Below are 23486 nucleotides of genomic sequence, written 5' to 3'. Positions count from 1 at the left end.
ACAATCAAATCAATAGGTCCTGAGCCTAACCAGAACCGGACGAATCGAATTACACAGGACGCGTCAAAAATAGAGGGTTTTTCGAATTCTCCGGATTTATAGGGGTGAAAATAATTCTAAAATAAGATGATGCCCATTTGAATAATTTAGTCCTTTTATTTGGTTATACTTAACAACATTTATTCCAAATTTTTTCAGTGCAGACATAAAGGTATTTTTGTCTTTGAGGCCGATCAGCGCCAAGCTGCATTGGGGATGGTCGTGCAGATATGCGGCTGCGGCTGCGGGGCCAATGAGTTGTGTATTGGGGCCGGCGAGAAAGACCAGGCTCGGCTCGGAATAGGATGACGATATCAAAACACTGTCATTGCAGGGGCGAATATCTTCGAAGAGGTCTGCAATCCGGGGGCTGAGACGGATGGTCTGAAGATTGGGGATCACGCTCAGGAACAAGCCGGCATGGGCAATGACGGCTGCTCCCATGGCGCAGAAGGCTGCTTGTCGTCGCTGCTGCTTCATGAGCATTACGATGGCGCCGAGCATCAGGGGTAGGGATCCTCCCAGCGCGATCAGGGCGGAGAGTGTGAACGTGTGCTCAAGTCTGTAGAGGGCGATGCTGCCGGCAAGGCAGAAGCCAATGCCGATGACTGCCCACAGAACGCCATAGACCCCGAGAAGAGCCTTTGCCCATCGTGAGAGTGTAGGAGGGCACCATGTCATGAGGCTTGCGGCAGTGAGGATGGCAATCGCCGGATAGGTTGGCAGGACGTAATGCGGGAGTTTGGTGGCGATCAGTTCGAACACCAGCCAGTGCGGGACGATCCAGCTGAGGAGGAAGCGGACCTGCGGGAGTTTGCGGTTTTGCCAGACTGCCGGAATGGCCATGGCAGCGAACAGCGAACCAGGCCAGAAGGCTAGTCCGAAAACCAGCAGATGGAAGCCAGGAGGGAGGCCATGCGCTTCTTGACCATGGGCTACTTTGCCTAGGAAGTTGCGTCCAACCGCTCGGGCGAAGAAGTCCCCACCGCTGATGATCTCTATGGCGACGCACCAGGGAACAACCACGGCAACCATGAGTAGCCAGCCCCAGCGTGGGCGCAGGCGAGACCACCATGAGCGGTTTTTTTCCAGTAGCCACAGGGCCAGCGGTGTGCCGAAGCCCGGAATGAGGACGACCGGGCCTTTGAGCATGAGGCCAATGCCCAAAGCAAGCCAGTAGGCGACTGCGACGCGAAGAGGAGTGGGGCGGTTTTTTTGTCGATCAGTGAGAGCGCACAGAAGGGCGGCTTCGATGCACAGGATGTCCAGCAGCAGGACTGTGTCGATGGTCGCCATGTGGCTTTCGGCGACGAACAACGTCGAAACCATCAGTAGGCCTGCCGCCATCAAGCCCGTAGTGCCCCCAAAGAGAGTTGCGCCGATCCAGGCAGTCAGGGGGACAATGATGGTTGCGGCGAGGAGGCTCGGAATTCGATAGGGCCATGTCTTGCGCAAAACTGAGGGACCGAAGATTTTCTCGGCGGCGGCGGTCGAGGCCGCTTCCAGCCAGTAGATTCCAGCCGGTTGGAGATAGCGTGGTTTGTCCTGAAAACGGACGTCGATGAAGTTGTGGGAGAGAAGCATCTGTTCGGATGCTTCCATATAGCGGGGTTCGTCTCGATCGAGGGGCGGGAGCGTCATGCGACCGGGGAGCGCGAGCAGAAAGGCCAACAGCCCGAGAAGAGCATAATGCCGGAGGTTCAGGGTCATGGGGACTCTCCGCGCCGTTCTGTCAGGCCGGGCATGCGGCATGATTCCGGAAGGTCCGGATCCCGTGTGACGGCTTCAGTGTTCGGTCAGATGATTGGGCAGGTGCGTGCGGTTCTGGAGCCACATGACGCCCAGGAGGTCACGGATACCAACGAGAGCTCGGTTGAAATTGGTATATTTCGAGCTGCCATGTAGTCGGGCGCGGTGCTGCACTTCGATACAGATCAGCGGGGCGCCGTAATGTCCCAGCAATGCAGGCAGAAAACGATGGACGCCTTCGAACTGAGGAATTTTCAGGAAGAGGTCGCGCGGGAAGAGCTTGAGCGGCGCGCCTGTATCGGGGCAGCCATCGTTCAGGAGACGACGGCGCAGTCCGTTTGCGAAGCGCGTAGCAAGCCGGCGAGACAGGCGGTCGTTGCGTTTGCGGCGGACGCCGACCACCAGAGGCTGGACTCTTGGAGTCGATGTCGCACGTTCCAGCATTTTCAGGATGGCAGAAGGGTCATCCTGTCCGTCGCCGTCAATGGTGGCGATCCAGTGTCCGTTGGCAGCGGTAATGCCTGTTCGGAGGGCGGCTGATTTTCCGAGGCGCTTCGGGTGGCTGATGATGCGCAGGCGGGGCAGGATCGTCTGGCGTGCTTCCAGAAGCTTTCTGACGGTGGCGTCGGTGCTGCCGTCATCAATAGCCAGAATTTCTATTGAAGAGTCGGCAGCGAAAGTTTCAGCCAACTCCTGACAGACGGGGAGGATATTGTCCGCTTCGTTCAGAACGGCCATGACGACGGAGAGCCTTGTGGGCTGTCCGTCGTCATGAAAGGAACCTTGCACCGTGGAGGTGGGCATCGGATCAGGCAGCGGAGCGCCGAAGGGCTTCCGGCAGGCTGTTGATGCTCTGGTCGAGCAGGCTGGATGCGATGTCAGGGCTTTCCGTCAGACGGGTCGACACGACCTCACGGGCTGCGGCGACCGCGATCTGAGTAGCGCGATCCTGAATTTCACGGATGGCCGAGCGTTCGGCTGCGTGAATCCGATCCTGCGCCATCTTCTCGTAGCGGGCTGCGGCGGCTTCAGCGTCCTTGCGGGCGCGTTCTGCCAGACCGGCGGCTTCGGCCTCGGAGCGTGCAAGCATGGCCTGTGTTTCGGCCAGGGTCTTTTCTCGCTCGCGGGTGGCATCTTCCAGCATTTGCTCGGCTTCGCGGCGCAGGCGGGCTGCTTCATCGAGGTCGTTACGGACGTTTGTCGCGCGGGCATCCAGGTGGCTGGTGATGGCGATCCAGAGCTTGCGTCCGAAAATGACGAAGAACAGGACGAAGGCGAGGGCGGTCCAGAACCGGGGATCGTGGAACATCATCGTCTCCTTAGGCGCTGACGCGTTTGACGGCGCTGGCGACAGTCTGTTCGTCCTGCGTGCCGATCAGACGCGCAACCAGATCCTGTGTGGTGCTGGTGGCGATCTCGGACAGGCTGGAAAGGGCCTCTTCACGGGACTGGGTGATTCGGGTCTCGGCGTTTGCGATCTCGGATTCAAGACGCTTGGCCGTTTCCGCAGCGTGAGCATCCGCGCTGGCGCGGGCTTCGCTCTGGATCCGCTCCACATGGGCGCGGGCCTGCTCGGCTGCTTCATGACGGGCACTGAGGAGTTCCGCGCTGGCGCGGTCGGCCTCGGCTTTAGCCTTGCGGGCAACATCCAGATCGCTCTGGATACGGGTTCGACGGTTGCTCAGAACCCGTTCGACACGCGGCAGCGCGAAGCGGCTCAGGCTGAGATAGAAGCCGCCGAAAATGACGGCTCCCCAAACGACCTGTCCGATCAGCAGCGGATCGTGAAAGTTCAGCTGTGGCATGCCCGCAGCCACGGCACGGCCCGGCACGGCCGCAAGCGGAGCGGCGAACAGGAAGAGGCGTGGCGTACGGTACATGTTCGACCTCAGGCGAACAGGATCAGGAACGCGATCAGCAGGGCGAAAAGCGCGACAGCTTCCGTCAGCGCAAAGCCCAGCATGCCGATGCCGAAGACATGCGGACGCGAAGCCGGGTTGCGGGCAACCGAGCTGATCAGCGTGGAGAAGATGTTGCCGAGACCCATGCCGACACCGGCGAGGGCGAAAACGGCAATACCGGCACCGAGGTCACGGGCGGCCTGGGCGATGCTGATGCCGAATTCGTGAGCGGCTTGAACGTCCATTGTCAGGTTCCTTGTTGGGTCGATTAAAGGGTTAGTGCGAAGCTGGTGTGGCTCAGTGAGCGACGGCCTCACGCAGATAGATGCAGGTGAGAATGGCGAACACATAGGCCTGCAGCACGCCCACCAGCAGTTCGAGGGCCGTCAGCGCGATGTTGATCGCGATCGGGGCGATGGCCAGAACATGGCCGAATGCGCCCAGACCGGCGAGCATGATCGTGAAGCCGGCAAACACTTCCAGGAGCACGTGACCCGCCACCATGTTGGCGAAAAGTCGGATCGACAGGCTGACCGGACGCGAAAGGAAAGAGATGAGCTCGATCGGCACCAGCAGCGGAGCAAGCCAGACAGGCGTTCCAGCGGGCAGGAAGTGCTTAAGGAAGCCCACACCCTGAAAACGGATGGAAGCAAGGATCGAGATGACGAACACCATGATGGCCAGACCGAAGGTCACGGCGATGTGGCTGGTGTACGTGAAAGAGAAGGGCAACAGACCGAGGTAGTTGCCAGCCAGGATGAAGAAGAAAATCGCAAAGACGAACGGGAAGAACGTCGCGCCATTTTCGCCGATCGTGCTGACGGCGAGGTCATGCACGAAGTCATAGCTGATTTCTGCGGCGGCCTGAAGGCGACCCGGCACCACGGCGGCAGGACGCATTCCGACATACAGGAAGACGAGAACGATGGCGACGGCGATCAGCATGAACAGCGGTGACTGCGAGAACCGCAGGGCTTCTCCCAGATGCCCGAGAACCGGATGGAGCTCGAACTGTCCGAGCGCGTCAATCGTCGATCCGGCTGCCACGCTGGCTTCTCCCGTCATCTTTCGGTCCGGACACCATGCCCGAATCCTTCAAAACCCGCCAGACATTCAACATGCCGGCGCCACATCCTGCCAGGGCGAATACGGACAGGAACAAAGCCTTGTATCCGAACCAGTGCCCCAAGGCGTAGCCTATGGCTACACCGACTGCGAGTCCGGCTACAAGGTCCGTTCCCACGCGGACCGCCACTCCAAGGGATGACATTGAACTGTCACCATTACCCTCGTCGGTTACGGCGAATTCCCCTGAGCGGGGATCGAGCTTCTGACGGGCACGCCTCAGGCGTTCGTCGAAGTCTTCGTCGTCACCGGCAGGGGCGTGTCCCATGAGGTCTGATCCCTTACCCTGTACGCATCCTTCTTACCCGGTCGTTCAACCGGATTCCTTCTCAGCGCAGGCGCTAGCTACCGGCGAGTCCGTTGACTGTCAATGTATTCTGCTCGCTGGAGCCATCGAAACCGCTTTTCATCCTAGCTGACTAGTTTCAGACGGCGTCCGCGGTCCTTCCATTCCGGGCTTTCGCCGGAGCTACGTCCGAAGGGTAGCATGGGAGCTGGATCTTCCGAATTGGGTTCGATGCGGGGGGCATCCGGCATGTGCTTGCCCAGATAGGCTTCCGATAGAGTGCGGAAGGCATAATCGAGCATTGAGGTCGCGTATGCCGTAGACGGATCGCCCTCTACAGTGCCTGCAGGTCCGAAGCGCGTATAGGCGAATCGCTCCACAAAGGCCTCCAGCGGGGCGCCATATTGCAGGCCGATGCTGACAGCGTGGCCGAGGCAGTCCATCAGTCCGCGGGCCATAGGGCTTTCTCGGGGCGGGGTAAGGCTGATCTCGCCGAGTGTGCCGTCTTCGAATTCGCTGGTTCGCATGAAAAGACTGTGACCACCCACAGCCGCGCGCTGGGTGAAGCCGGTTTGCCGCATCGGGAGCGGGCGACGTACGCCACGGGCCAGCTTGGCCTGCAGGTCCGCCAGATCGGGTTCCGGCATCGCCGGCACGAAGTCTACGGCATTCTTGATGGCGGCGTGCATGGTAGCCTGAGCCTGCGGATGGGCGGGCGGGAGCGGGGTCTCGCCCGCCAGCGCAAGTGCCAGGGCGGATTCGGGTGTCAGGCCCCGGCAGGCCAGCCGGGCCAACGTGGATGCACGCAAATGTCCATCTTCGCGCAGTGGCGAAAAGGCCGGGGCGAGGCCGCAGGTTTCAACACCCAGCAGCCTTTCGGTGGGGGCTGGAGAGGAAAATCCGGTTTCAATCGGGCAGAAATGCAGCACTTCATCGGTAACGCAGACCGAGGATGCGATGGTTCGCAGTCCAAGCAGGGGTGATTCCGGGATGGACGGCGGGGACAGTTTTGTTCCGGTGCGAGCAACTGTGGTGGCGAGCGCGGCTATGGCGCAGGCCGCGTTGCGGGCGTCGTCACTGTCATAGTCCAGGCCGAGGGCCGCCAGGCAGGCATCGAGATCGGTCAGGAGAATGAGGCCTGCGGCTTCGTCTTCAGGTTGGGCGGGTAGATCGAACAGGGGCAGCTCACCTGTGCGCTCGATCCGGGTCGCGGCATGAAGGCGGCGCAAAGCATCGCAGGCCAGGCGCAGACAGGCAACGAAATGCTCGGCGGCGAAGCCGGTCTCTTGCACGAAGCTGGACAGGCGGATGGTGAAGCCGGGCGTCTGGTCGGGCTGGCACTGCCATAGCGCGGTATTAGGTGCCATCTGTTGCATCAGCAAAAGATAGGACAGGCTCCGGCCCGGCGATGGCGTGTTGGCTGGGGTGCCGGGAAGGGGCGGGCACGCATCGATCGTGTCTACCCAACGCGCTGCCTCTGCGGCAAGTCTGACCGGCCCACCATTCAGGGTGATCTGGGCGAGGGCCTGCGCGGCCTCGTCATCCCAGGCGGCAGGAAGGGTGACGGAGCGCAGGGCGCTGTCGTCGGGGTCGGTCATGACCTGAAGCGTCCTCATGCGAACGCCGGTCCAGTGAAGGCGAGCTGTCATGTTGCGAATCTACGCCCTGCACCTATGGGCCCGTAAGTCGGAAAAAGGCCTGCGGAAAGCCCCTAATGGGCGGGAATGTGGGGATATGGGGGATAACATTCTTCCGGAGGCTGCTGAGTGACGATTTCCGCGGGAGGATTGGACGCGCGAAGCGGAGTCGGGTAGTGCTGAAAAGATGATTTTCACGAGGGTATCGTCATGAGCGCTGTCGCGGTCCGTCATGACCGGCTGGAGCTTCTGGCCGGGTTCGCTGTCCTTGCCTGTCTTGCGGGTCTTCTGGTCGCGGCAATGGTCGGACATCATCGGAGCGATGACGGGGGCTACCCTGTCCATGCCTCCTTCAGCCAGATCGACGGCTTGACGGTCGGGTCAGACGTGCGGCTTGCTGGCATTACTGTGGGGCACGTGACCGGGGCTGTGGTCGATCCCAAGAGCTTTCAGGCCCAAGTGACGTTTACGCTCGCGCCAGATGTAAAGCTGCCGACGGATTCAGCTGCGATCGTGACGTCTGACAGTCTGCTGGGTGGGAAGTACATTGCGCTGTCTCCAGGCGGAGCGGATTCGGTCGTGAAGCCGGGTGGTGTCATGACCGAGACGCAGGGCTCCATTAGTTTGGAACAACTTCTGAGCAAGTTCATTTTCTCTGTGACGGATTCGCTGCAGAAGAGCCAGAAGGTTGCTGTAGGAAAGCCGGTTGCAGGCAGCCTGACGGATGAGCCTTGAGGCATGACGGATACGCACAAAAATGCGTTTCTGTGGGTCGACCATGAGGGCAATCCCGTGTCCTGTGCGGAGAAGGTCCAGATCCTGCGGGAAAACGATGCCGAACTGCGTCAGGCCCTGCAGGATGTGTTTGATGACGGGGTTCTGATGGGGGTTTCATCTCAGGCGATGCTGCAGACGTTTCAGGCCATGCTGTCCGATCTGAAGAGCCCGTTCCAAGGTGGGACTCAGGAGAAAGAGTCATGATGAAACTTTGGTCGGGCCGGGTTCTGCTGCCGTGTAGGGGGGGCGCAATGATTCTGCTTGGCGGGATTTCGGGCGCGCAGGCCGCAACAGGTGTGGCGCCCCCGGCGATGTATCCGGCGACAACCTGGCAGGGGCAGTCGCAGGCTGTGGTGCGCGTGTTGGACCGGCTGGATGCTCATCTGGAACTTCTCACGATTCCCGTGGGCGGGAGCGTGACCTATCACAGTCTTTCCGTGGGTGTTGAAGCTTGTGTCAGCCGGCCGCAGACGCTGGTCGCGGATGCCGGAGCCCTGCTGCATCTTAAGGACAGCAGCGATCCGCAGCGGCCGCCTTTCGATGGCTGGATGTTGGCTCAGGAGCCTTCTGTCGCAACTTATGGCAGCCCTTTGTACGATGTGCGCGTTGTCTCCTGTGCGGGAGCGCTGACGGCACCTCAGGCGGGCCCTCTGCCTGAGGTGAAGGCGCCCGTGCTCGCCAGTGCGGAGGTTCCGGTGGAAGAAGGCGGCGATGCTCCGGCATCGCAGCCCGGTTCTGCCTCAGGCGGTCCTGTACCGCTTGCTCCGGACAGTCATAATCCCATTCCGCTCGCGCCTCCCAGCGGTGCGGCGCCGTCCCTTGCTCCGGTTATGCCTCCGCAGTCTTCGGGACAGTCCCTGTCACCTCCCGAGGCCGATCCCGGTCTCGAATAAGGTGGGATGGGGCGGAATGACCCAGAAACAGGAAGAAATGACAGCTTCATGATTCAGGTTCCCTTTCCCCCGTCTCGGGCAGCCCTGCTGCTTGATTTTGATGGAACGCTTGTTGATATCGCGCCTACCCCGGAAAGTGTCCGGGTACCGGAGGGGCTCGCGGCGGATCTGCTGCGTCTTCGGGACATGCTTGATGGCGCGTTTGCGATCATTACTGGCCGACCCATTGCACAGATTGATCATTTCCTGCCGGATATTCCTTATGCCGTGGCGGGCGAGCATGGTGTGATGATGCGTCATGCGCCCGACCAAGCGTTACGGGAGCGGGAGCTGCCCGTTGTGCCCGGAGAATGGGTACAGGCTGTTGAAAAGGCTGCGGCAGATCATCCCGGAGCCAGTGTTGAACATAAAAAAGCTGGAATGGTGCTGCATTACCGCCGTGCGCCCGAGGTGGAGTCTGCTTTTCGGGAGTTGGCGTCGGCCTGGCCAGTGGAAGACCGGGGGTTTCACCTTCAGGATGCCCAGATGGCCATCGAGCTCCGGCCATTGGGGATCGATAAGGGCAAGGCGCTGCGGGAACTGATGGCGGAGCCGCCTTTTGCAGGACGGCTTCCGGTTTTTGCCGGTGATGATGTCACGGACCGCGATGGGGTGAGAGCTGCGCGCCAGATGGGGGGCGCAGGTTGGCTCATTCCCGATGATTTTCCAGATGCGGCCACGTTCCGGCGCTGGCTGCATGATCTGTCGGAGGGACACGGATGGGGCGCCTGATTATTGTTTCCAACCGGACGCCTGCCCCTGGTGAGCGTACGCAGCCTGCCGGGGGTCTGACGGTTGGTCTGTATGATGCAGTACAGACGCAGGAGACCCTGTGGTTCGGGTGGTCGGGCCATCAGCATATGGATGCGGCCGACCGGCCGGTCCAGAGCGAGCGGGTGGGAAACGTCAATTACGTGACGTTCGACTTGACCCAGGAGCAGTATGATCGGTTTTATCTAAATTTTTCCAACGGAGTCCTGTGGCCCCTGTGCCATTACCGGACCAACCTGATCCGCTACACCCGTGAGGACTGCGATGCCTATTATGAGGCGAACGAGGTCTTTGCGGATCGTCTGGTCGGGCTTCTGGAGCCGGATGATACGGTCTGGATCCATGACTATCATCTGTTTCCGTTGGGTAAGATGCTTCGGGACCGGGGCGTAACAGGTCGGGTCGGATTCTTCCTGCACATTCCGTTCCCGCCTTGGAGCGTCGCGCGTCTGCTGCCCAAGCTCGACATGCTGTTGACCGGACTGGCGGCCTGCGACCTGATCGGGGTGCAGACGCCTGAGGATGCGGCCAATCTCAAGGGATGTTTCGAGGCCTATGGCCTGAAGGCGGCGGTCGAGGCCGTGCCTATCGGGATTGATCCCGTCAGCTTCCGACAGCAGGCGATCGAAAGCGCTTCTTCCGACGAGGTGATCAAGATCATGGATACGTTGGAGGGGACGCGCCTAATCATGGGGGTGGACCGGCTGGATTACTCCAAGGGTCTGCCCGAGCGGATGAAGGGCTTCGAGGCTCTGCTAAAGAATTATCCCGAGCATCGCGGGCAGGTGACATTCCTTCAGGTTACTCCGGTGTCACGGGGTGGCGTAGAAAGCTATCGTCTGCTCAAGGAAGAGCTGGATGGGCTGGTCGGGACGATCAACGGCGCCTATGGCACGCCGGATTGGGTGCCGATCCGTTACACGACCTGGCCGATCGGGCGGCATATCCTCGCCGGGCTTTACCGGATGGCGGATGTGGGGTTTGTTACGCCGCTGCGGGATGGGATGAACCTCGTGGCCAAGGAGTTCATCGCGGCGCAGGACGAGGACGATCCTGGTGTGCTGGTGCTGTCGCGGTTTGCTGGGGCAGCTCCAGAAATGCCCGAGGCGCTTCTGATCAATCCGCTGGATGCGGAAGGAATGGCCGAGGCGCTTCATATCGGCCTGACCATGGACGTGCACGCCCGTCATGCGGCATGGTCTGCGATGTATGGCGAGGTTTCCCGCAATACGGCGGGGAGCTGGTCCAAGCAGTTTCTTGATAGTCTGGAGGCGATCCATCCGTGCCACTGAACAGAACGACACACCGCCCCGTTTCAACGAATGCTCTGGGCGGTCTGTATGTTCTGGGGGCGCTTCTGGCGCTCGGCGTAGTCTGGTTCGCCGAGCACTGGCTGAAGCTTGCGCCGTGCGAGCTGTGCCTGTGGGAGCGGCGCCCGTGGTGGGTGCTGCTCGGGATCGGGATTGTCACGATCGTCCTGCCCAAGCGCTATGCCCGGTTCGGAGTTTTCCTCGGGCTCTTGTGCTTGATGACCAGTATTGGGCTGGCGGTGCTGCATGCTGGGGTGGAGCACAAGTTCTGGCCCAGCCCGGCGCCAGAATGCAGGGCCCCGGCTTTTCACGGTGGTAGCTTCAAGGACTGGATGTCCGCGATGCCGGCACGGCCGAACAAGCCGTGTGATTCGCCGGATTACCTGTTCGGTCTGCCCGTCTCGATGACGGAGCTGGGAGGGCTGTATGCGGCGGCGGTGTTCGTGGTCGCTCTGGTCGGGAGCTTCCGCATGGGACGCTCCCGACGCTGAGGGTCTGGATCAGAGGCGCGTGCCGCGTCCGCGTCCGCGTCCGAAGACGAGGCTGATGACCAGAAGCACCAGGAAGATGAAGAAAAGGATCTTGCCGATATAGGCAAAATCTGCCGAAAGTCCGCCAAAGCCCAGCACCGCAGCACACAGGGCGAGGATAAGGAAGGCAATGGTCCAGCGCAGCAGGTCCATGGGACTGTCTCCTTTGTCAGTAGCGCCCTCCGACGGAAAGGCGGGGTTTGAAAAGGCTGAACGGCAGCGGGATGAACTGGTTCATTTTCGCAACATCCGTTTTCTGCGGGGGCTGTGCGTGCAGGCCCCGTTTTTGATATTTCCATGGGTCGGATTTCCGTATTCGGACTTCCTGCCTGCCGGAGGACCGTCATGACCCTGTTCCGCTCCCTGTATCATCAGGGATTTGCCCGGATCGCCGCCTGTACGCTGCCGGTGACGCTTGCTGACCCGCTGAAAAATGCCGCGCGGACCCTCGGCGTTCTGCGTGACTGCGACCGGCAGGGTGTGGCGGCGGTGGTTTTCCCGGAGCTGGGGCTTACAGGCTACACGCTGGAGGATCTGCGCTTTCAGGACGTGGTGCTTGATAGTGCGCTTGAGGCCCTCCGGCAGGTTGTTGCAGGGACGCAGGATCTTCTTTCTGTCGCGGTCGTAGGGCTGCCGCTTGTGCGGGGGGATCTGCTCTACAACTGTGCGGCGGTCGTGCATCGCGGCCGGGTGCTGGGTGTGGTCCCAAAGTCGCATCTGCCCCGGTACCGGGAGTTCTACGAGCCCCGGCATTTCACGTCCGGACTTCAGACGTCCGGGACAATCCGGCTGTTGGGCGAGGATGTGCCATTCGGGACGGATCTGCTGTTTGCGGCCGAGGATGTGCGTGGGCTGACGCTGGGCGTGGAGATCTGTGAGGATCTGTGGGTGGCGTCTCCGCCGAGCGGAAAACTGGCGGAAGCAGGGGCGACCGTCATTCTCAACCCTTCGGCATCCCCGGTGACGATCGGGCGGACGGATGACCGGTCGCTTCTGTGTCAGGCGCAGTCCATGCGAACGCTGACGGCTTATGTGTATGCGGCGGCGGGCGAGGGGGAGTCGACGACCGATCTGGCTTGGGACGGGCAGGTGTCGATCCACGAGGCCGGGCGGCTTCTGGCGCAGTCGGATCGTTTTCCGCAGGGCGAGCGGCTGGTCGTGGCAGATGTGGATTTGGATCTGCTGCGGCAGGAGCGGATGCGGACGGGCCAGTTCGGGCAGGCGGGCCAGGCTTTCCGGACAATCGGGTTTACCCTTGCGCCGCCGATGACGGATCTGGGGCTGGAGCGGGATGTTGTGCGGTTTCCGTTCGTCCCGTCCGATGCGCGGACACTCGCTCGGGACTGCTATGAAGGCTGGACCATTCAGGTTAGCGCTCTGCGGCGGCGGTTACAGGCGAGCGGGGCGCAGCGCGCCGTGATCGGGGTTTCAGGCGGCCTGGATAGTACGCTGGCGCTACTGGTTGCGGTGCGGGCGGCGGATGAGCTTGGCTGGCCGCGAACGCATATTCTGGCTTACACGATGCCCGGTTTTGCGACTGGTAGCGAAAGCCGCTCTCTGGCCCATGCGCTCATGGAGGCGCTGGGCGTTGAAGTGAACGAGCTGGATATCCGGCCGACGGCGCAGACAATGCTGGCAGGGATCGGCCATCCCTTTGCCGAGGGGCAGCCCGTTCATGACATTACGTTCGAGAACGTGCAGGCAGGTCTGCGGACGGATTTCCTGTTCCGGATCGCCAATTACCGCAGTGGAATTGTGATCGGGACGGGAGATCTGTCGGAGCTGGCGCTGGGCTGGTGCACTTATGGCGTGGGGGACCAGATGTCCCACTATAACGTCAATGCCGGGATGCCGAAGACGCTGATCCAGCATGTCATCCGCTGGTTGGCCCGTGAAGGAAAGCTGGGCGATGGTATTGGTCCGGTTCTGGAGCGGATCGTCAGTGCAGAAATTACGCCGGAACTTGTGCCTGATACGGGGCAGGGCGTTCAGAGCACGGAACAGACGATCGGGCCTTATCCCCTTCAGGATTTCACACTTTATCATATTCTGCGTCATGGCTTCCGACCGTCACGGGTGGCGTTTCTGGCGGAGAAGGCCTGGGCGGATGCATCGCGTGGCGACTGGCCCTGGCATTATCCCGAGGATCGGAAAGTTTCGTACGATCTGGCGGAAATCCGGCACTGGCTGGAGGTATTTCTGCGGCGGTTTTTCGGGACAAGCCAGTTCAAGCGCTCAGCCATGCCGAATGGTCCGAAGCTGGTTTCGGGCGGTTCGCTCTCTCCGCGCGGGGACTGGCGTGCGCCGTCTGATGGCACTGCAACGGTATGGCTCGAGGAGTTGTGGGATAATCTGCCTCAAACGAACACAGATTTGTGAACTTTTGGTATGTTGGTATGTTGGGGGTTATGTCTCTCGGCATTCGTGCCAATATGTCGAAAACCCGTCATCATACAGGAACATGACCCGTCATGGCTTATGCTACGATCAATCCCTATACCGGTGAGACGCTCAAGACTTTCCCGGACGCAACTGACCAGGAAGTCCAGACCGCGCTGACCGAAGCCTATGATGCGTTCAAGAGCTGGCGCCATACGCCGTTCGCCGAACGTGCGAAGATCATGACGGCAGCCGCCAACATCCTTCGTCGCGACATCGACAAGTATTCCAAGCTTCTGACCCTTGAAATGGGTAAGATCTATGCCGAAGCCAAGGCAGAGACGATCCTGTCCGCCGAGATCTTCGAATATTACGCCAAGCACGCTGAAGAGCTGCTGAAGGCCGAGAAACTTCCGGTTGCCGATCCGAAGTCCGGTGACGCCGTCCTGATTCACCAGCCGCAGGGCATCGTGTTCGCGATCGAGCCGTGGAATTTCCCATTCTACCAGATCGCCCGCATCATCGCGCCGCAGCTTTCCGCCGGTAACACGGTTATCCTGAAGCACGCATCCAACGTGCCGCAGTGTGCGGCTGCGTTTGATGAGTTGATGAAGGAAGCCGGACTGCCGAAGGGTGGCTTCCGCAACCTGTACGCGGCCCGTCATCACACCGAGACGATCCTAAAGGATCCGCGCGTCTGTGGTGTGGCTCTGACGGGTTCCGAAGGCGCAGGCGCCGTTGTGGCCGGTATTGCGGCGCAGGCTTTGAAGAAGTCTACGATGGAGCTGGGCGGTTCTGACGCATTCGTGGTTCTGGACGATGCGGATCTGGAAAAGACCGCAAAGTGGGCCGCTTTTGGCCGTCACTGGAATGCCGGTCAGGTCTGCGTGTCCGCCAAGCGTCTGATCGTGGCGGATGCCGTCTATGACCGTTTCCTGGAGCTGTACAAGGCGGAAGTTCTCAAGCTGAAGGCTGGCGATCCGATGGATCCGTCCACCACGCTGGCACCGCTGTCCTCGCAGAAGGCTGCGGACGATCTGAAGGCTCAGGTCGAGGAAGCCAAGAAGCATGGTGCGGTTGTCGAGGCCATTGGCCCGTCCGTGCCGGAGAAGGGGGCGTTTTTCCAGCCGCTGCTGATGACCAACCTGCACGAGAACAATGAAGCCCGTCTGTGGGAGTTCTTTGGTCCGGTCACGCAGCTCTATCGCGCCAAGGATGATGCAGATGCCATCCGTATCGCCAATGACTCGCCGTTCGGTCTGGGTGGTTCGGTCTTCACGAAGGATACCAAGCGCGGCGTAAAGGTTGCCGAGCAGATCTATACAGGCATGGTCTATATCAACCATCCGACGATGGTGAAGGCCGATCTGCCGTTCGGTGGCGTGGCCCGTTCGGGCTATGGCCGCGAGCTGATCGGTCTGGGCATCAAGGAATTCGTCAACCATAAGCTGATCGACGTTGTTGATATCGACGCACCGTTCTGAGTGAGGCGTATCGGGCTTCCTCGTGAAGCCCGGTTCGATCTTTCAGGTCATGAAAAACCCGCTTCCGGAGCTGTCCGGGAGCGGGTTTTTTTATGGCTGGTCAGGGGGGCTCAGTTTTTCCGAGGCCTGGCCCGTTCGGCGCTGAGGCGGATCCAGGGGTGTCTGGCCTGAACGAAGGCCACGACGCGGGCCTTGTGTGCGTCCTTTTCGGTGGAGGCGTTCGTCATGGATGTCTCGTGCTGGCGGTAATCGGCAAGGACCTGCGGGACGTGGTGGCCGGGAAGGCCGCGCTCCGCCAGAGAGCACCACAGGTCGAAGTCCTCCCAGCCCATTGCTTCACGTGAAACATAGTAACCGCCAACTGCCGCCCAGGCCCATTTGGTGACCATGGCCATGGCGTCGATCCTGTTCCCGGAGATGAGAGAGAGCGGATTGAAAGGCAGGTCTCCCAGAAGCTCTGGTGTGCCTGGTTGGTGATGGGTGTCTGCCCTCATATCCATCAGCACGGGGCCGTGCTCGTTGAAGCAGGCAATGAGCGGATAGGCGTAGGCTGTGCCGTCATTCATGGAGCCCAGAAGCGTTTCGCAGGCTTCAGGGCGCAGGATGTTGTCAGCATCCAATTGCATGACATGGACGGTCTCGGCCGCGTCCATTCCGATATTGCGCGTGCCTCCCAGACCCGCATTTGCAATGGACTGGCGCAGAATCAGGCGGTTGAAGCGGTCGCAGTGCCGCTCCATCCAGGTACGGGCTAGAGCGACCGAGCCATCCGATGACCCGTCATCCACGACGATCAGATCAAGGACGGGAAGGGTTTGCGCCGCCACGGATTCCAGTGCGTCCAGAAGATGTGTTGCGTAATTATAGGACGTGATGACGACAGTGACGGGAGCTTCTCCCAGTGCGTCGTGATGAAAAAGGGTGCGGTTGGGGGGGATGACGGGCACGGGGGACGGAGCGAGACGGTCTCTGGCAAGACGCGTTTCTCCGGCAAGGGCCGCAGCTTCGTCTCCGCACATGGACGTCAGGACGAGCTTCATGCGCCGGGCTTGCGCCTGCGGGCCGAAGGGCCACAACACGGAATGATAGGCGTCCCGTGCCATGCGAACGCGGCGCTCCGGGTTGTCGATCAGTTCGATCAGGGCGTCGTACCAGTCTGTCGGGCTGTCAGCCAGAAAGCCGGTTTCGCCATGGCGGATAACGCGCTGGAACGGTCCGGTGGGGGAAGCAATCGTTGCCACGCCCGACAATGCAGCTTCGAAGAATTTGATCTCACTTTTGGCTTCACAGAAGATGTTTCCCGTCTCCAGAGGCGCGATGGAGATGTCGAACCGTGCGAATTCGTCCTGCAGTTCTTCGAGAGGGACCATGTCGCGCCACTCGATCTGGTCCTGCACGGGGATCAGGCTGGGAAATTCTTCCATCAGTAGGACCGGGCGATGCGTGACGGGTTCGCGGAACAGGACGAGGCGCGCTTCAGGACGCTGGCGCAGGACTTCCGCGATGGTGGGGCAGACGGGTGCGAAGTCCCGTTGATGGGTTCTGGAACCTGTGGCGTAACCGATGCGGATCAGACCGTTGCCGGAGTTGACACGGCCTGGCTCTCCACGCATGCGCAGCGCCAGGCGTGCCCGTTTCAGGGTGAACAGGTCATAGATGTTCGGAAGCAGGTGAACGACGGGGCGCAGACTGTGCATGGCAAAGACCAGCTCGGCCGTGGTCGTCGATCCCTGATCGCAGCGCAGGAAGGTGCGGCGCATTTCCGAGAAGCAGCGCTCGATCCGCTCTTCCGTGGCGCCAATCGAACGGATGCCGTCGATCATGTCCACGCGGGCATAATGGGGAACGAAGACAATATCGTCCGCATCGAAGACGGTAATGACGTTTTCTGCTTCGGCCAGATCGAAGATTGTACTGACATGGCCACTGTATTCGACCCGCCAGAACACCATGACATCCGCCCAGTGAATATCGTCATACCCGACCGCAGCGCAGGGCTGGACCCTGGCCTCAAAGCCAGCTTCCCGGGCAGCGTCGGCATTGCGGTAGCAGCGGTACAGAACGCCAGGTGTGTCGGGTTCTCCTGCAACGAATAGTACGCGGTTTACGGAGAAAGGCGCGGGATTTGACGCTGATTCTGGCTTCGGCTCGGAAGTCGGGACCGGAACGGCCTCGGGGCTGCTCTCATTCAGGTCGGGTTCTTCCTGAACTGGGAGGGTAGGGTGGGAAGGACGAGGGTGGAGAATGCGTTTGAGGCGTCGGGCCGCCCGGAGCCAGAGCGGAGGTATCGGAAGTGAGTTAGGAACCGGATCTTCAGGGGGGAGAGACACGACCGCTGGCGGAGCGGGTGGCTCTGTCTGTTCGGGTAGTGGGGGTTCGGGGGGTAATGACGCGTTTTTGGCGGAAAGCATCCGAAGAGAGACCCGGAGTTCCTGGATGGTCTGCGTTTTTTCAAGAGATGCCTGCTGTATCGCCTGCGCCTGGGACATCAAAAGGCGAATTTTCCGACTGTTATTGAGAAGCAGTCGGATGTTGCGTCGGAGGCCGAGGGGTTCCGCATTTTCTGACATCAGGGTACGTAGAAAGGGTGAATTGCCTGCATTTGTCAGGGCGTTTTCCGGGGCCAGGGTAACGGAGCCTGCGGGGTGATTCGGCCCGAACTGGAGAACAGGAAATGAAGAAGGGCTCTGGGGGGCGTCTTCCGTAATCTGGCACAGTAGGGGAAGAGCGGTCTTGTCGTTCTGGGACGTCTGGGAGACAATCCGGATGTCCTTGTCTGGAAGATGTGCTTCCAGCATTGCACGGAGAGCGTGGTGAATCTGGGCATGGACGCGGGGTGAACATTCGATCCGGGCAGCAGAAAGATCTTGTTCTTCGGTCAGGATCATTGCCAGCCAGACAGTCAAGAAAACGTGATCCTGAAGATCGGGACGGGTATCTGCTTCGAACCTTTCTGATGCCAGCAGGAGTGCCAGACATGCCAGGTGATGGTCAGCTCCCGGAAGGGGCGGTAAGGGGGGGATGGGGAAATTCACGAATGGGCCTGTCAGGATCTAAGTGTCTGTGAAGGATAGATTGTTTCAGGGAAGGCACAGCTCGGTCAGGTTCGGCGTGACGCAGTAGTGATAATATTTATTTCTTGAAGAATTAGCATTAACGGAACTTTTCTGATATAAAAGGATTTAACTTAAGAGTTGGATCACCCGCTCTTTTCCGTTTTCACATAATGAAAATGGAAAATTCTTTTTCGGTGTGGCTGTCCGAATCCCTAAATGATAGATCTTGATTCCTTGTGTCGTGCCTGAAGTGGATTGCGTTTGATAATCTGGCTCTGATATATGCAAGAATCGTCGCTCGATCATTTGGGTGGTCCGAGGGCCGCCGGTGCGAGGCAACCTTTTTTAGGAGTGCATGGTAATGGCTAACATTACTACAGTAGTTGGTGCCTCCGGCCAGACCTTTGTGGTCACGGTCAGTGGTGGGCAGACCCAGCTGTTGGCGCAGCAGTATCAGACTGCTGTTTCCACCCTCCACTCGAGTGGAGGGCTTGATTCTTACGATCTGGTTCCGGGCAGTAATGGCGCTACGGGTACTACGACGGGTCAGGGCCTGATCAGCCAGGGTGGTGATTACACCGTTTCCGGCGGTACCACGCAATATATCGCTGTTGGTAGCTACTCCACGGTTGGCGAAGACACTCTGAACTCGGCTGTCAGCCTGGATCTCTCCAGCAGCACTGCCAAGAGCATCAGCGTTCTTACCGGTGACTTAGCCGGGGTATCCGTGACGGTCGGTAACCAGGACGGCACGTTCACTGGCGGACTTGGCAACAATACGTTCAATGGCGCCAATTCCACCGGGAACTGGACCATCGCCATGGGTGATGGCAACAATACCGTGACGGGCACCAATGGTGACGACACCATCAGCGCTGGTGATGGCAACAATCTCATCAAGCTGGGAACTGGCACGAACGTTGTCAGTTCTGAAGGTCAGGACACTATTGACGGTACGACTGGTACCGATACGGTCACGCTGCTCGGCGGAAGCTCCGTGGTCACGCTTGGCGCCAACGCAACGGTTTACGACACGACGTCGCACAACACCGTTTCCGCTGGCAACAACAGCTCCATCACGGGCGGTAGCTCCAGCACCTACTACTCGACCGGCAACCTCAGCACGGTCTCGGGTGGTTTGAACGATACCATTTCGGCTTCCGCTGATATCTGGCAGATTCGTGGTACCGCCAACTCGATCACTGCTTCGGGAGCCCTGACGTTCCTGAACGGTACGGGTGCAACGACCGTTTCCGCTGGAACGTCAACACTGTTCGGTGCCTCGGGTCTTGATCTGATGTTGGTAGGTGGCTCCGCAAGCTCCACCAACCTGTTCGTCGGTGGCGATGGCAGTGAAACCGTTACGGCTGCGTCTTCCAACGGTACGCTGCATGCTTTTGCAGGCACGGGTGACGAGACCATCATCGGTGGTTCTGCTGCTGATACGCTGGTTGGCGGTTCGGGCGCTGCTACTCTTACGGGTGGTTCGGGCGCGGCCAATCTGTTCGCTCTGACCAAGGGCTCTGCTGGCGGTGACTACACGATCACCGATTTCGGCAGCGCAGCCGGTAATCTGATGGCTCTGTACCAGTATGGCCTTCAGAACAACGACGGTCTGGCAAATGTTCTGTCGAACGCTACGGTTGCTGGTGGTAACACCACGATCGAACTGTCCGATAACTCCAAGATCACGTTCGTTGGTATCACCGACCTGAACGCTTCTGACTTCACTCTGAGCTAATGATGGCATCTGTCTTCTGACAGATTGGTATTGTTCAGGAAGGCCGGATCCGAAAGGGTCCGGCTTTTCGTGTTTCTGAAGTCTTTTTGTCTCCTTTTGTGAAAGCCTGACAGAATGCGGGACGACCCGCGCGAAACCTTGACTGAAAGCTACCGCAGTGTGGCTCGCCTTAATGGCTTGAGAGCCGAACAGCTGCAGAAGGAAAACCAGAAGCTTCGGCGGCAATTGTTCCTGATTCAGACTTCTTTGTCCTGGCGTGTGACGCTTCCCCTGCGGGCCGTGCGCGCTTTGACGTTTGGTAAGCTGCTGTCCGGCCGCCCTGTGAGAGAACTTCCGGAAAGGTTTCTGCGTCTCTTGGGACGGGAAGGGCTGTCAGGGATCAGGAAAACAGTTATCCACCGTGCTCGTCGCCTGAAGCGGATTCAGGGTGATCGGCGGAAGATTTCGACAGCATCCACTGCTGAGACAGGTGGCCTTCATCCTTACCGAGTTACGCCCGAGGGTGGAACCGCGAGACTGAAACCTCAGGTTCTCATCATTGCGGAACTCAGCCTTAGGCAGTGTGCCAAGTATCGTGTCTGGCAGAAGCGGGATTTCCTGAAAACGCTGGGTTGGTCAGTTCAGGTTGTGGATTGGCGCAATATGGTCCAAGCCCACTCCGCCCTTCAGCTTTGCACGCATGTCATTTTTTATCGGGTTCCGGGCTTCGATGACGTCATGAAGCTGGTGCAGGAAGCGCATCGGCTGGGGCTGGCTCCGCGCTGGGAGGTGGATGATCTCATCTTCGATGAACGGGAGTATCGGCAGAATGGGAATATCGATACGCTTCCTGCGGCTGAACGTGATCTTCTGCTCTCAGGGGTTGCGTTGTTCCGTCGGTGTATGCTGGCCTGTGGTCGAGGTATTGCCTCGACGGCGGCTCTTGCTGGTGCCATGCGAGAGGCAGGGCTGACGGATGTCGCTGTCCTAGAAAACGCCCTGGACGTACAGACGCTTGGAATTGCAGAAGCTCTTCCTGTTTCTGCGGAATCAGACCGGATATGGGTGTCGTATGGGTCCGGCACTAATACTCATGATGCCGATTTCAGGCAGGCCGAGGCGGGGCTTCTGGCAGCGATGGATGAGGAGCCGCGGCTTTGCCTCAGGGTTATTGGTCAGTTGCAGTTGTCTTCGGCATTTAGCCGGTTCGGGGATCGGGTCGAGCGTCTTATGGAGCTGACCTATCCGGAATATTTGAAGGCCCTGTCCCAGACGGATATTGCGATCGCTCCGCTGGAAAAAACGCTGTTCAACGACTGTAAAAGCAACATCAAGTTTCTTGAGGCGGCCATTGTCCGGGTTGCGGCCCTCTGTTCTCCCTGTGCAGCATTTCTGACAGTTCTGCGAGATGGGGAAAACGGCCTTCTTGCCGCAGATACCGCAGCATGGCGAAGTGGCTTTCTGACCTTGGCGCGGGATAGGGATTACCGGAAACGTCTGGCGGAAGTGGCTTATGAGGACGTGATGGCGCGGTATGCCCCTGAGGCGATGGCGCAGACCCAGGTCCGGGCATTGTTTGGCCTTCCGCCCCGTCGGGACGCAGAAGGCCTTAGGGTCCTGATGGCGAATGTCTATTTCGTGCCACGCTCTTTTGGCGGTGCCACGATTGTGGCCGAAGAGATGGGGCGTCGCTTGGTCCAGAAAGGGGCTGAGGTCAGCGTCATGACCTCCAGACCGCCTGCAGTGGATATTCCTGATGGGGACATTCGTTATGACGTGGACGGCATGATGGTTTTTGCTTCCGTGTTGCCTGACGGTCTGGACGGGGTGGGGCATCTGGATAATCCGGCAATGGCTTCCCGGTTTGAGGAGGTGCTTGAAGCCTGTCAGCCGGATGTCGTGCATGTTCATGCTGCGCAGGGGCTGGGAACGGGGCTCCTGCGGATCTGTCAGGAAAGAGGAATTCCTTACGTTCTAACGCTGCACGATGCCTGGTGGCTTTGCGAGCGGCAGTTCATGGTTAGGGGGGACGGACAATACTGTTTCCAGACGACCATTGATTCTGCGGTTTGTCAGGTTTGTGTGCCGGGTGTGCGGCATCTTGCGGATCGGACTGTCGTGATGCGGCAGGCCCTGGCGGGAGCGGCCTTTCTGATCAGTCCGTCGCAGGCGCACCGCGAACTCTATCTTGCGAACGGGATTGCGCCTGAACGGATCGTGGTCAATCGCAACGGTTTTTGCTGGCCCAAGCGTGCGCGCCAGCCGCGGCCCCCCGGGGCACCACTGCGGTTCGGATTTGTTGGTGGTACGGAAGCAGTCAAGGGATATGGCCTACTGAAAGAGGCCATGCAGTCTCTGTCGCGGAGTGATTGGGAGCTTGTCATTGTCGATAACAAGCTCAATCTCGGGTTTCAGTCGATCTTTCCGGAAGACTGGACAGTTCGTGGGCAGCTCCGGGTTGTGCCCGCCTATACACAGGCCGGGCTCGATGATTTTTATGATCAGATCGACGTCCTGCTGTTTCCGTCGCAGTGGAAGGAAAGCTACGGCCTGACGGTGCGGGAAGCACTGGCACGGGATGTCTGGGTCGTCACGACGTCTCCTGGAGGGCAATCAGAAGACGTTGTGGACGGGGTAAACGGGACGTGGTTGCCGCTGGACGGTAAATCACAGACGCTTGTCCAGGCTGTCTCTGTACTTCTGGATGCACCGGAACGCTTCGAGGGGTACGTCAATCCGTGCAAGGAACAGCTTGCGACATACGACATGCAGGTGGAAGAACTTTACGGCTTTCTGAAGCAGGCCGCAGGGCAGTTTAGCGGCCGAGGAGCAGGGCTGTAAGGGCATGGCGCCGGTCTTCGCTGGCCAGGGCCTGGATCAGCCTGGCCCGGAAGCCTGCGCGTTTGGAGCGGTTGCGGGGTGGTGTGGCGGCAAGATAACGGGCGATCCAGTCGGGGCTGAAGAAGGCGGGATCGGGAATTTCCTGCCGCCACAGATGGGTGGACGCGATTCCGCTCGGGTTGTCGCGCAGGAGTTCGGTCTTGATGAAGGGGGCGTGGCCCGATCGCAGGACGGCACGCCAGTCCGTGTGCATGGGGTTGAGTGCCAGAAGACGGGCGAGGCCTCGGGGGTTGCTCCAGGCGGCTCCGCAAGACAGTCCGGCCGTCTTGAGGGCCAGGCCGAGGCCAAGCTCTCCATGCAGGATGATCTCGTCCTTGCTCATGTCGCTGAAGGGCTGGTTGAAAATCCGCTGGATTGCGGGATGATCCAGGGCCTCGCGAGTCATGCACAGGAACCAGGATTGCAGATGGGTTACTATGGCTTCCGAGCGGACCATGCCCCAGATCTGAAAGTTTTGTGCCCGCATGCGCTCTACGATGGGATTGAGCGGGAGGAGTGGGCCGAAGACGCTGTCATTGGCGAACAGGATTTCGTCTGCGTCCCTGTCGCAGCCACGGGAGAGCAGGAATTGCCAGGCTCCGAAGTCCAGTCCGGTATTGGAGCGGGCATGGACGGTTGCTGGGACCGGAGGTGTGCCGCTTGCGAGGTCATTGTGCAGTGATTGGGCTTCTGTTTCCGACAGGCCGGAGGCGGCGATATGGATCGTGAAGCCACATGACGAGATCTGGCTGAGTAGATGGCGTGTGTGAGGGGGAAGCCCCGCTTCTGTACTGTAATATGCGAACAGGCAGACAGAGGCTGACACGGACCGTCCTGTTGAAGAAGGAAACGTTAAATTCATAATATATGGTTGTTTCTAGGGCGGTTCTATAGGAAATACTATGACATT

At 59.7% G+C, this 23486-nt stretch carries 21 protein-coding genes; 10 read left to right on the top strand and 11 right to left on the bottom strand.

Translation table 11 applies throughout. The features are described 5' to 3' along the window. Positions 1-96: 96 nt before the first annotated feature. From GSP01_RS10140 to GSP01_RS10105, 8 genes are all read right to left on the bottom strand, one after another. Positions 97-1749 (bottom strand): ArnT family glycosyltransferase, encoded by a 1653-nt coding sequence (locus GSP01_RS10140; RefSeq protein WP_141353202.1) that lies wholly within the window; start codon positions 1747-1749, stop codon positions 97-99. 75 nt (positions 1750-1824) lie between these two features. After that, positions 1825-2592 carry a glycosyltransferase family 2 protein gene (locus tag GSP01_RS10135; RefSeq protein WP_141353201.1) on the bottom strand — a complete coding sequence of 256 codons (768 nt, stop codon included), beginning with the start codon at positions 2590-2592 and terminating at the stop codon, positions 1825-1827. 4 nt (positions 2593-2596) lie between these two features. After that, positions 2597-3097, bottom strand: coding sequence for a F0F1 ATP synthase subunit B family protein (locus GSP01_RS10130; RefSeq protein WP_141353215.1), 501 nt, complete (start codon positions 3095-3097; stop codon positions 2597-2599). 10 nt (positions 3098-3107) lie between these two features. After that, a complete protein-coding gene (locus GSP01_RS10125; RefSeq protein ID WP_141353199.1) occupies positions 3108-3668 on the bottom strand; it encodes a F0F1 ATP synthase subunit B family protein in 561 nt (186 codons plus the stop codon). An 8-nt stretch (positions 3669-3676) separates the two neighbouring features. After that, positions 3677-3904, bottom strand: a complete 228-nt coding sequence (locus GSP01_RS10120; RefSeq protein WP_024717170.1) for an ATP synthase subunit C family protein — start codon at positions 3902-3904, stop codon at positions 3677-3679. Positions 3905-3986: 82 nt separating this feature from the next. After that, a complete protein-coding gene (locus GSP01_RS10115) occupies positions 3987-4736 on the bottom strand; it encodes a F0F1 ATP synthase subunit A (protein ID WP_141353213.1) in 750 nt (249 codons plus the stop codon). Further along, the gene (locus tag GSP01_RS10110) at positions 4714-5082 is read right to left on the bottom strand and encodes an AtpZ/AtpI family protein (RefSeq protein ID WP_141353197.1); all 369 of its coding nucleotides are present in this window, start codon (positions 5080-5082) and stop codon (positions 4714-4716) included. Before GSP01_RS10110 ends, GSP01_RS10115 begins: the two co-directional genes overlap by 23 nt. A 143-nt stretch (positions 5083-5225) precedes the next feature. Continuing rightward, positions 5226-6749, bottom strand: coding sequence for a TSCPD domain-containing protein (locus tag GSP01_RS10105; RefSeq protein WP_141353195.1), 1524 nt, complete (start codon positions 6747-6749; stop codon positions 5226-5228). 198 nt (positions 6750-6947) lie between these two features. Between GSP01_RS10105 and mlaD the strand changes: the two genes are divergently transcribed. From mlaD to GSP01_RS10075, 6 genes are read left to right on the top strand one after another with little or no spacing between them, the layout of a single operon-like run. Next, entirely contained in the window at positions 6948-7472 is a 525-nt protein-coding gene (mlaD, locus tag GSP01_RS10100; protein ID WP_141353193.1) for an outer membrane lipid asymmetry maintenance protein MlaD, read from the top strand. 3 nt (positions 7473-7475) lie between these two features. After that, entirely contained in the window at positions 7476-7718 is a 243-nt protein-coding gene (locus GSP01_RS10095) for a hypothetical protein (protein ID WP_141353191.1), read from the top strand. Further along, positions 7715-8407: a DUF2155 domain-containing protein gene (locus GSP01_RS10090; protein ID WP_141353189.1), complete on the top strand. Its 693-nt coding sequence runs from the start codon at positions 7715-7717 to the stop codon at positions 8405-8407. The genes GSP01_RS10095 and GSP01_RS10090 overlap by 4 nt, the downstream gene beginning before the upstream one ends. Positions 8408-8455: 48 nt before the next feature. Beyond that, positions 8456-9178 (top strand): trehalose-phosphatase, encoded by a 723-nt coding sequence (gene otsB, locus GSP01_RS10085; protein WP_141353187.1) that lies wholly within the window; start codon positions 8456-8458, stop codon positions 9176-9178. Continuing rightward, positions 9166-10509 (top strand): alpha,alpha-trehalose-phosphate synthase (UDP-forming), encoded by a 1344-nt coding sequence (locus tag GSP01_RS10080; RefSeq protein ID WP_141353185.1) that lies wholly within the window; start codon positions 9166-9168, stop codon positions 10507-10509. Before otsB ends, GSP01_RS10080 begins: the two co-directional genes overlap by 13 nt. Further along, positions 10500-11018, top strand: coding sequence for a disulfide bond formation protein B (locus tag GSP01_RS10075; protein ID WP_174787588.1), 519 nt, complete (start codon positions 10500-10502; stop codon positions 11016-11018). Before GSP01_RS10080 ends, GSP01_RS10075 begins: the two co-directional genes overlap by 10 nt. 9 nt (positions 11019-11027) lie before the next feature. Here GSP01_RS10075 and GSP01_RS10070 read toward each other — a convergent pair whose 3' ends face one another. Further along, the gene (locus GSP01_RS10070; RefSeq protein WP_141353183.1) at positions 11028-11210 is read right to left on the bottom strand and encodes a DUF1328 domain-containing protein; all 183 of its coding nucleotides are present in this window, start codon (positions 11208-11210) and stop codon (positions 11028-11030) included. 192 nt (positions 11211-11402) lie between these two features. On the opposite strand from GSP01_RS10070, the gene GSP01_RS10065 reads away from it, so the two are divergent. Continuing rightward, positions 11403-13436, top strand: a complete 2034-nt coding sequence (locus GSP01_RS10065; protein ID WP_141353181.1) for an NAD(+) synthase — start codon at positions 11403-11405, stop codon at positions 13434-13436. 92 nt (positions 13437-13528) lie between these two features. Next, on the top strand, positions 13529-14920 hold the full coding sequence (locus tag GSP01_RS10060) for an NAD-dependent succinate-semialdehyde dehydrogenase (protein ID WP_141353179.1): 1392 nt from the start codon (positions 13529-13531) through the stop codon (positions 14918-14920). 110 nt (positions 14921-15030) lie between these two features. On the opposite strand, the gene GSP01_RS10055 is transcribed toward GSP01_RS10060, so the two are convergent. Further along, positions 15031-17826 carry a glycosyltransferase gene (locus GSP01_RS10055; RefSeq protein WP_228123889.1) on the bottom strand — a complete coding sequence of 932 codons (2796 nt, stop codon included), beginning with the start codon at positions 17824-17826 and terminating at the stop codon, positions 15031-15033. Between the two features lie 511 nt (positions 17827-18337). Between GSP01_RS10055 and GSP01_RS10050 the strand changes: the two genes are divergently transcribed. Both GSP01_RS10050 and GSP01_RS10045 read left to right on the top strand, forming a co-directional pair. Next, a complete protein-coding gene (locus GSP01_RS10050) occupies positions 18338-19717 on the top strand; it encodes a beta strand repeat-containing protein (protein WP_141353177.1) in 1380 nt (459 codons plus the stop codon). Positions 19718-19831: 114 nt separating this feature from the next. Then, a complete protein-coding gene (locus GSP01_RS10045; protein WP_141353175.1) occupies positions 19832-22537 on the top strand; it encodes a glycosyltransferase in 2706 nt (901 codons plus the stop codon). Here the strand turns inward: GSP01_RS10045 and GSP01_RS10040 are convergent. After that, the gene (locus tag GSP01_RS10040) at positions 22512-23402 is read right to left on the bottom strand and encodes a rhamnan synthesis F family protein (RefSeq protein WP_141353173.1); all 891 of its coding nucleotides are present in this window, start codon (positions 23400-23402) and stop codon (positions 22512-22514) included. The genes GSP01_RS10045 and GSP01_RS10040 overlap by 26 nt on opposite strands. Positions 23403-23486 lie beyond the last annotated feature (84 nt).

This window comes from Gluconobacter sphaericus NBRC 12467, from assembly GCF_006539125.1.
GTDB classification, from domain to species: domain Bacteria; phylum Pseudomonadota; class Alphaproteobacteria; order Acetobacterales; family Acetobacteraceae; genus Gluconobacter; species Gluconobacter sphaericus.
Note: the sequence above shows the minus strand (reverse complement) of the source record. Positions and strands in the feature narration are given on the sequence as shown.

Excerpts from the sequence above, each read along its gene's own strand:
- GSP01_RS10140 (WP_141353202.1), bottom strand. The coding sequence starts at position 1,749 with ATGACCCTGAACCTCCGGCATTATGCTCTTCTCGGGCTGTTGGCCTTT.
- GSP01_RS10135 (WP_141353201.1), bottom strand. The coding sequence starts at position 2,592 with ATGCCCACCTCCACGGTGCAAGGTTCCTTTCATGACGACGGACAGCCC.
- GSP01_RS10130 (WP_141353215.1), bottom strand. The coding sequence starts at position 3,097 with ATGTTCCACGATCCCCGGTTCTGGACCGCCCTCGCCTTCGTCCTGTTC.
- GSP01_RS10125 (WP_141353199.1), bottom strand. The coding sequence starts at position 3,668 with ATGTACCGTACGCCACGCCTCTTCCTGTTCGCCGCTCCGCTTGCGGCC.
- GSP01_RS10110 (WP_141353197.1), bottom strand. The coding sequence starts at position 5,082 with ATGGGACACGCCCCTGCCGGTGACGACGAAGACTTCGACGAACGCCTG.
- GSP01_RS10105 (WP_141353195.1), bottom strand. The coding sequence starts at position 6,749 with ATGACAGCTCGCCTTCACTGGACCGGCGTTCGCATGAGGACGCTTCAG.
- mlaD (WP_141353193.1), top strand. The coding sequence starts at position 6,948 with ATGAGCGCTGTCGCGGTCCGTCATGACCGGCTGGAGCTTCTGGCCGGG.
- GSP01_RS10095 (WP_141353191.1), top strand. The coding sequence starts at position 7,476 with ATGACGGATACGCACAAAAATGCGTTTCTGTGGGTCGACCATGAGGGC.
- GSP01_RS10090 (WP_141353189.1), top strand. The coding sequence starts at position 7,715 with ATGATGAAACTTTGGTCGGGCCGGGTTCTGCTGCCGTGTAGGGGGGGC.
- otsB (WP_141353187.1), top strand. The coding sequence starts at position 8,456 with ATGATTCAGGTTCCCTTTCCCCCGTCTCGGGCAGCCCTGCTGCTTGAT.
- GSP01_RS10080 (WP_141353185.1), top strand. The coding sequence starts at position 9,166 with ATGGGGCGCCTGATTATTGTTTCCAACCGGACGCCTGCCCCTGGTGAG.
- GSP01_RS10070 (WP_141353183.1), bottom strand. The coding sequence starts at position 11,210 with ATGGACCTGCTGCGCTGGACCATTGCCTTCCTTATCCTCGCCCTGTGT.
- GSP01_RS10065 (WP_141353181.1), top strand. The coding sequence starts at position 11,403 with ATGACCCTGTTCCGCTCCCTGTATCATCAGGGATTTGCCCGGATCGCC.
- GSP01_RS10060 (WP_141353179.1), top strand. The coding sequence starts at position 13,529 with ATGGCTTATGCTACGATCAATCCCTATACCGGTGAGACGCTCAAGACT.
- GSP01_RS10050 (WP_141353177.1), top strand. The coding sequence starts at position 18,338 with ATGGCTAACATTACTACAGTAGTTGGTGCCTCCGGCCAGACCTTTGTG.
- GSP01_RS10045 (WP_141353175.1), top strand. The coding sequence starts at position 19,832 with ATGCGGGACGACCCGCGCGAAACCTTGACTGAAAGCTACCGCAGTGTG.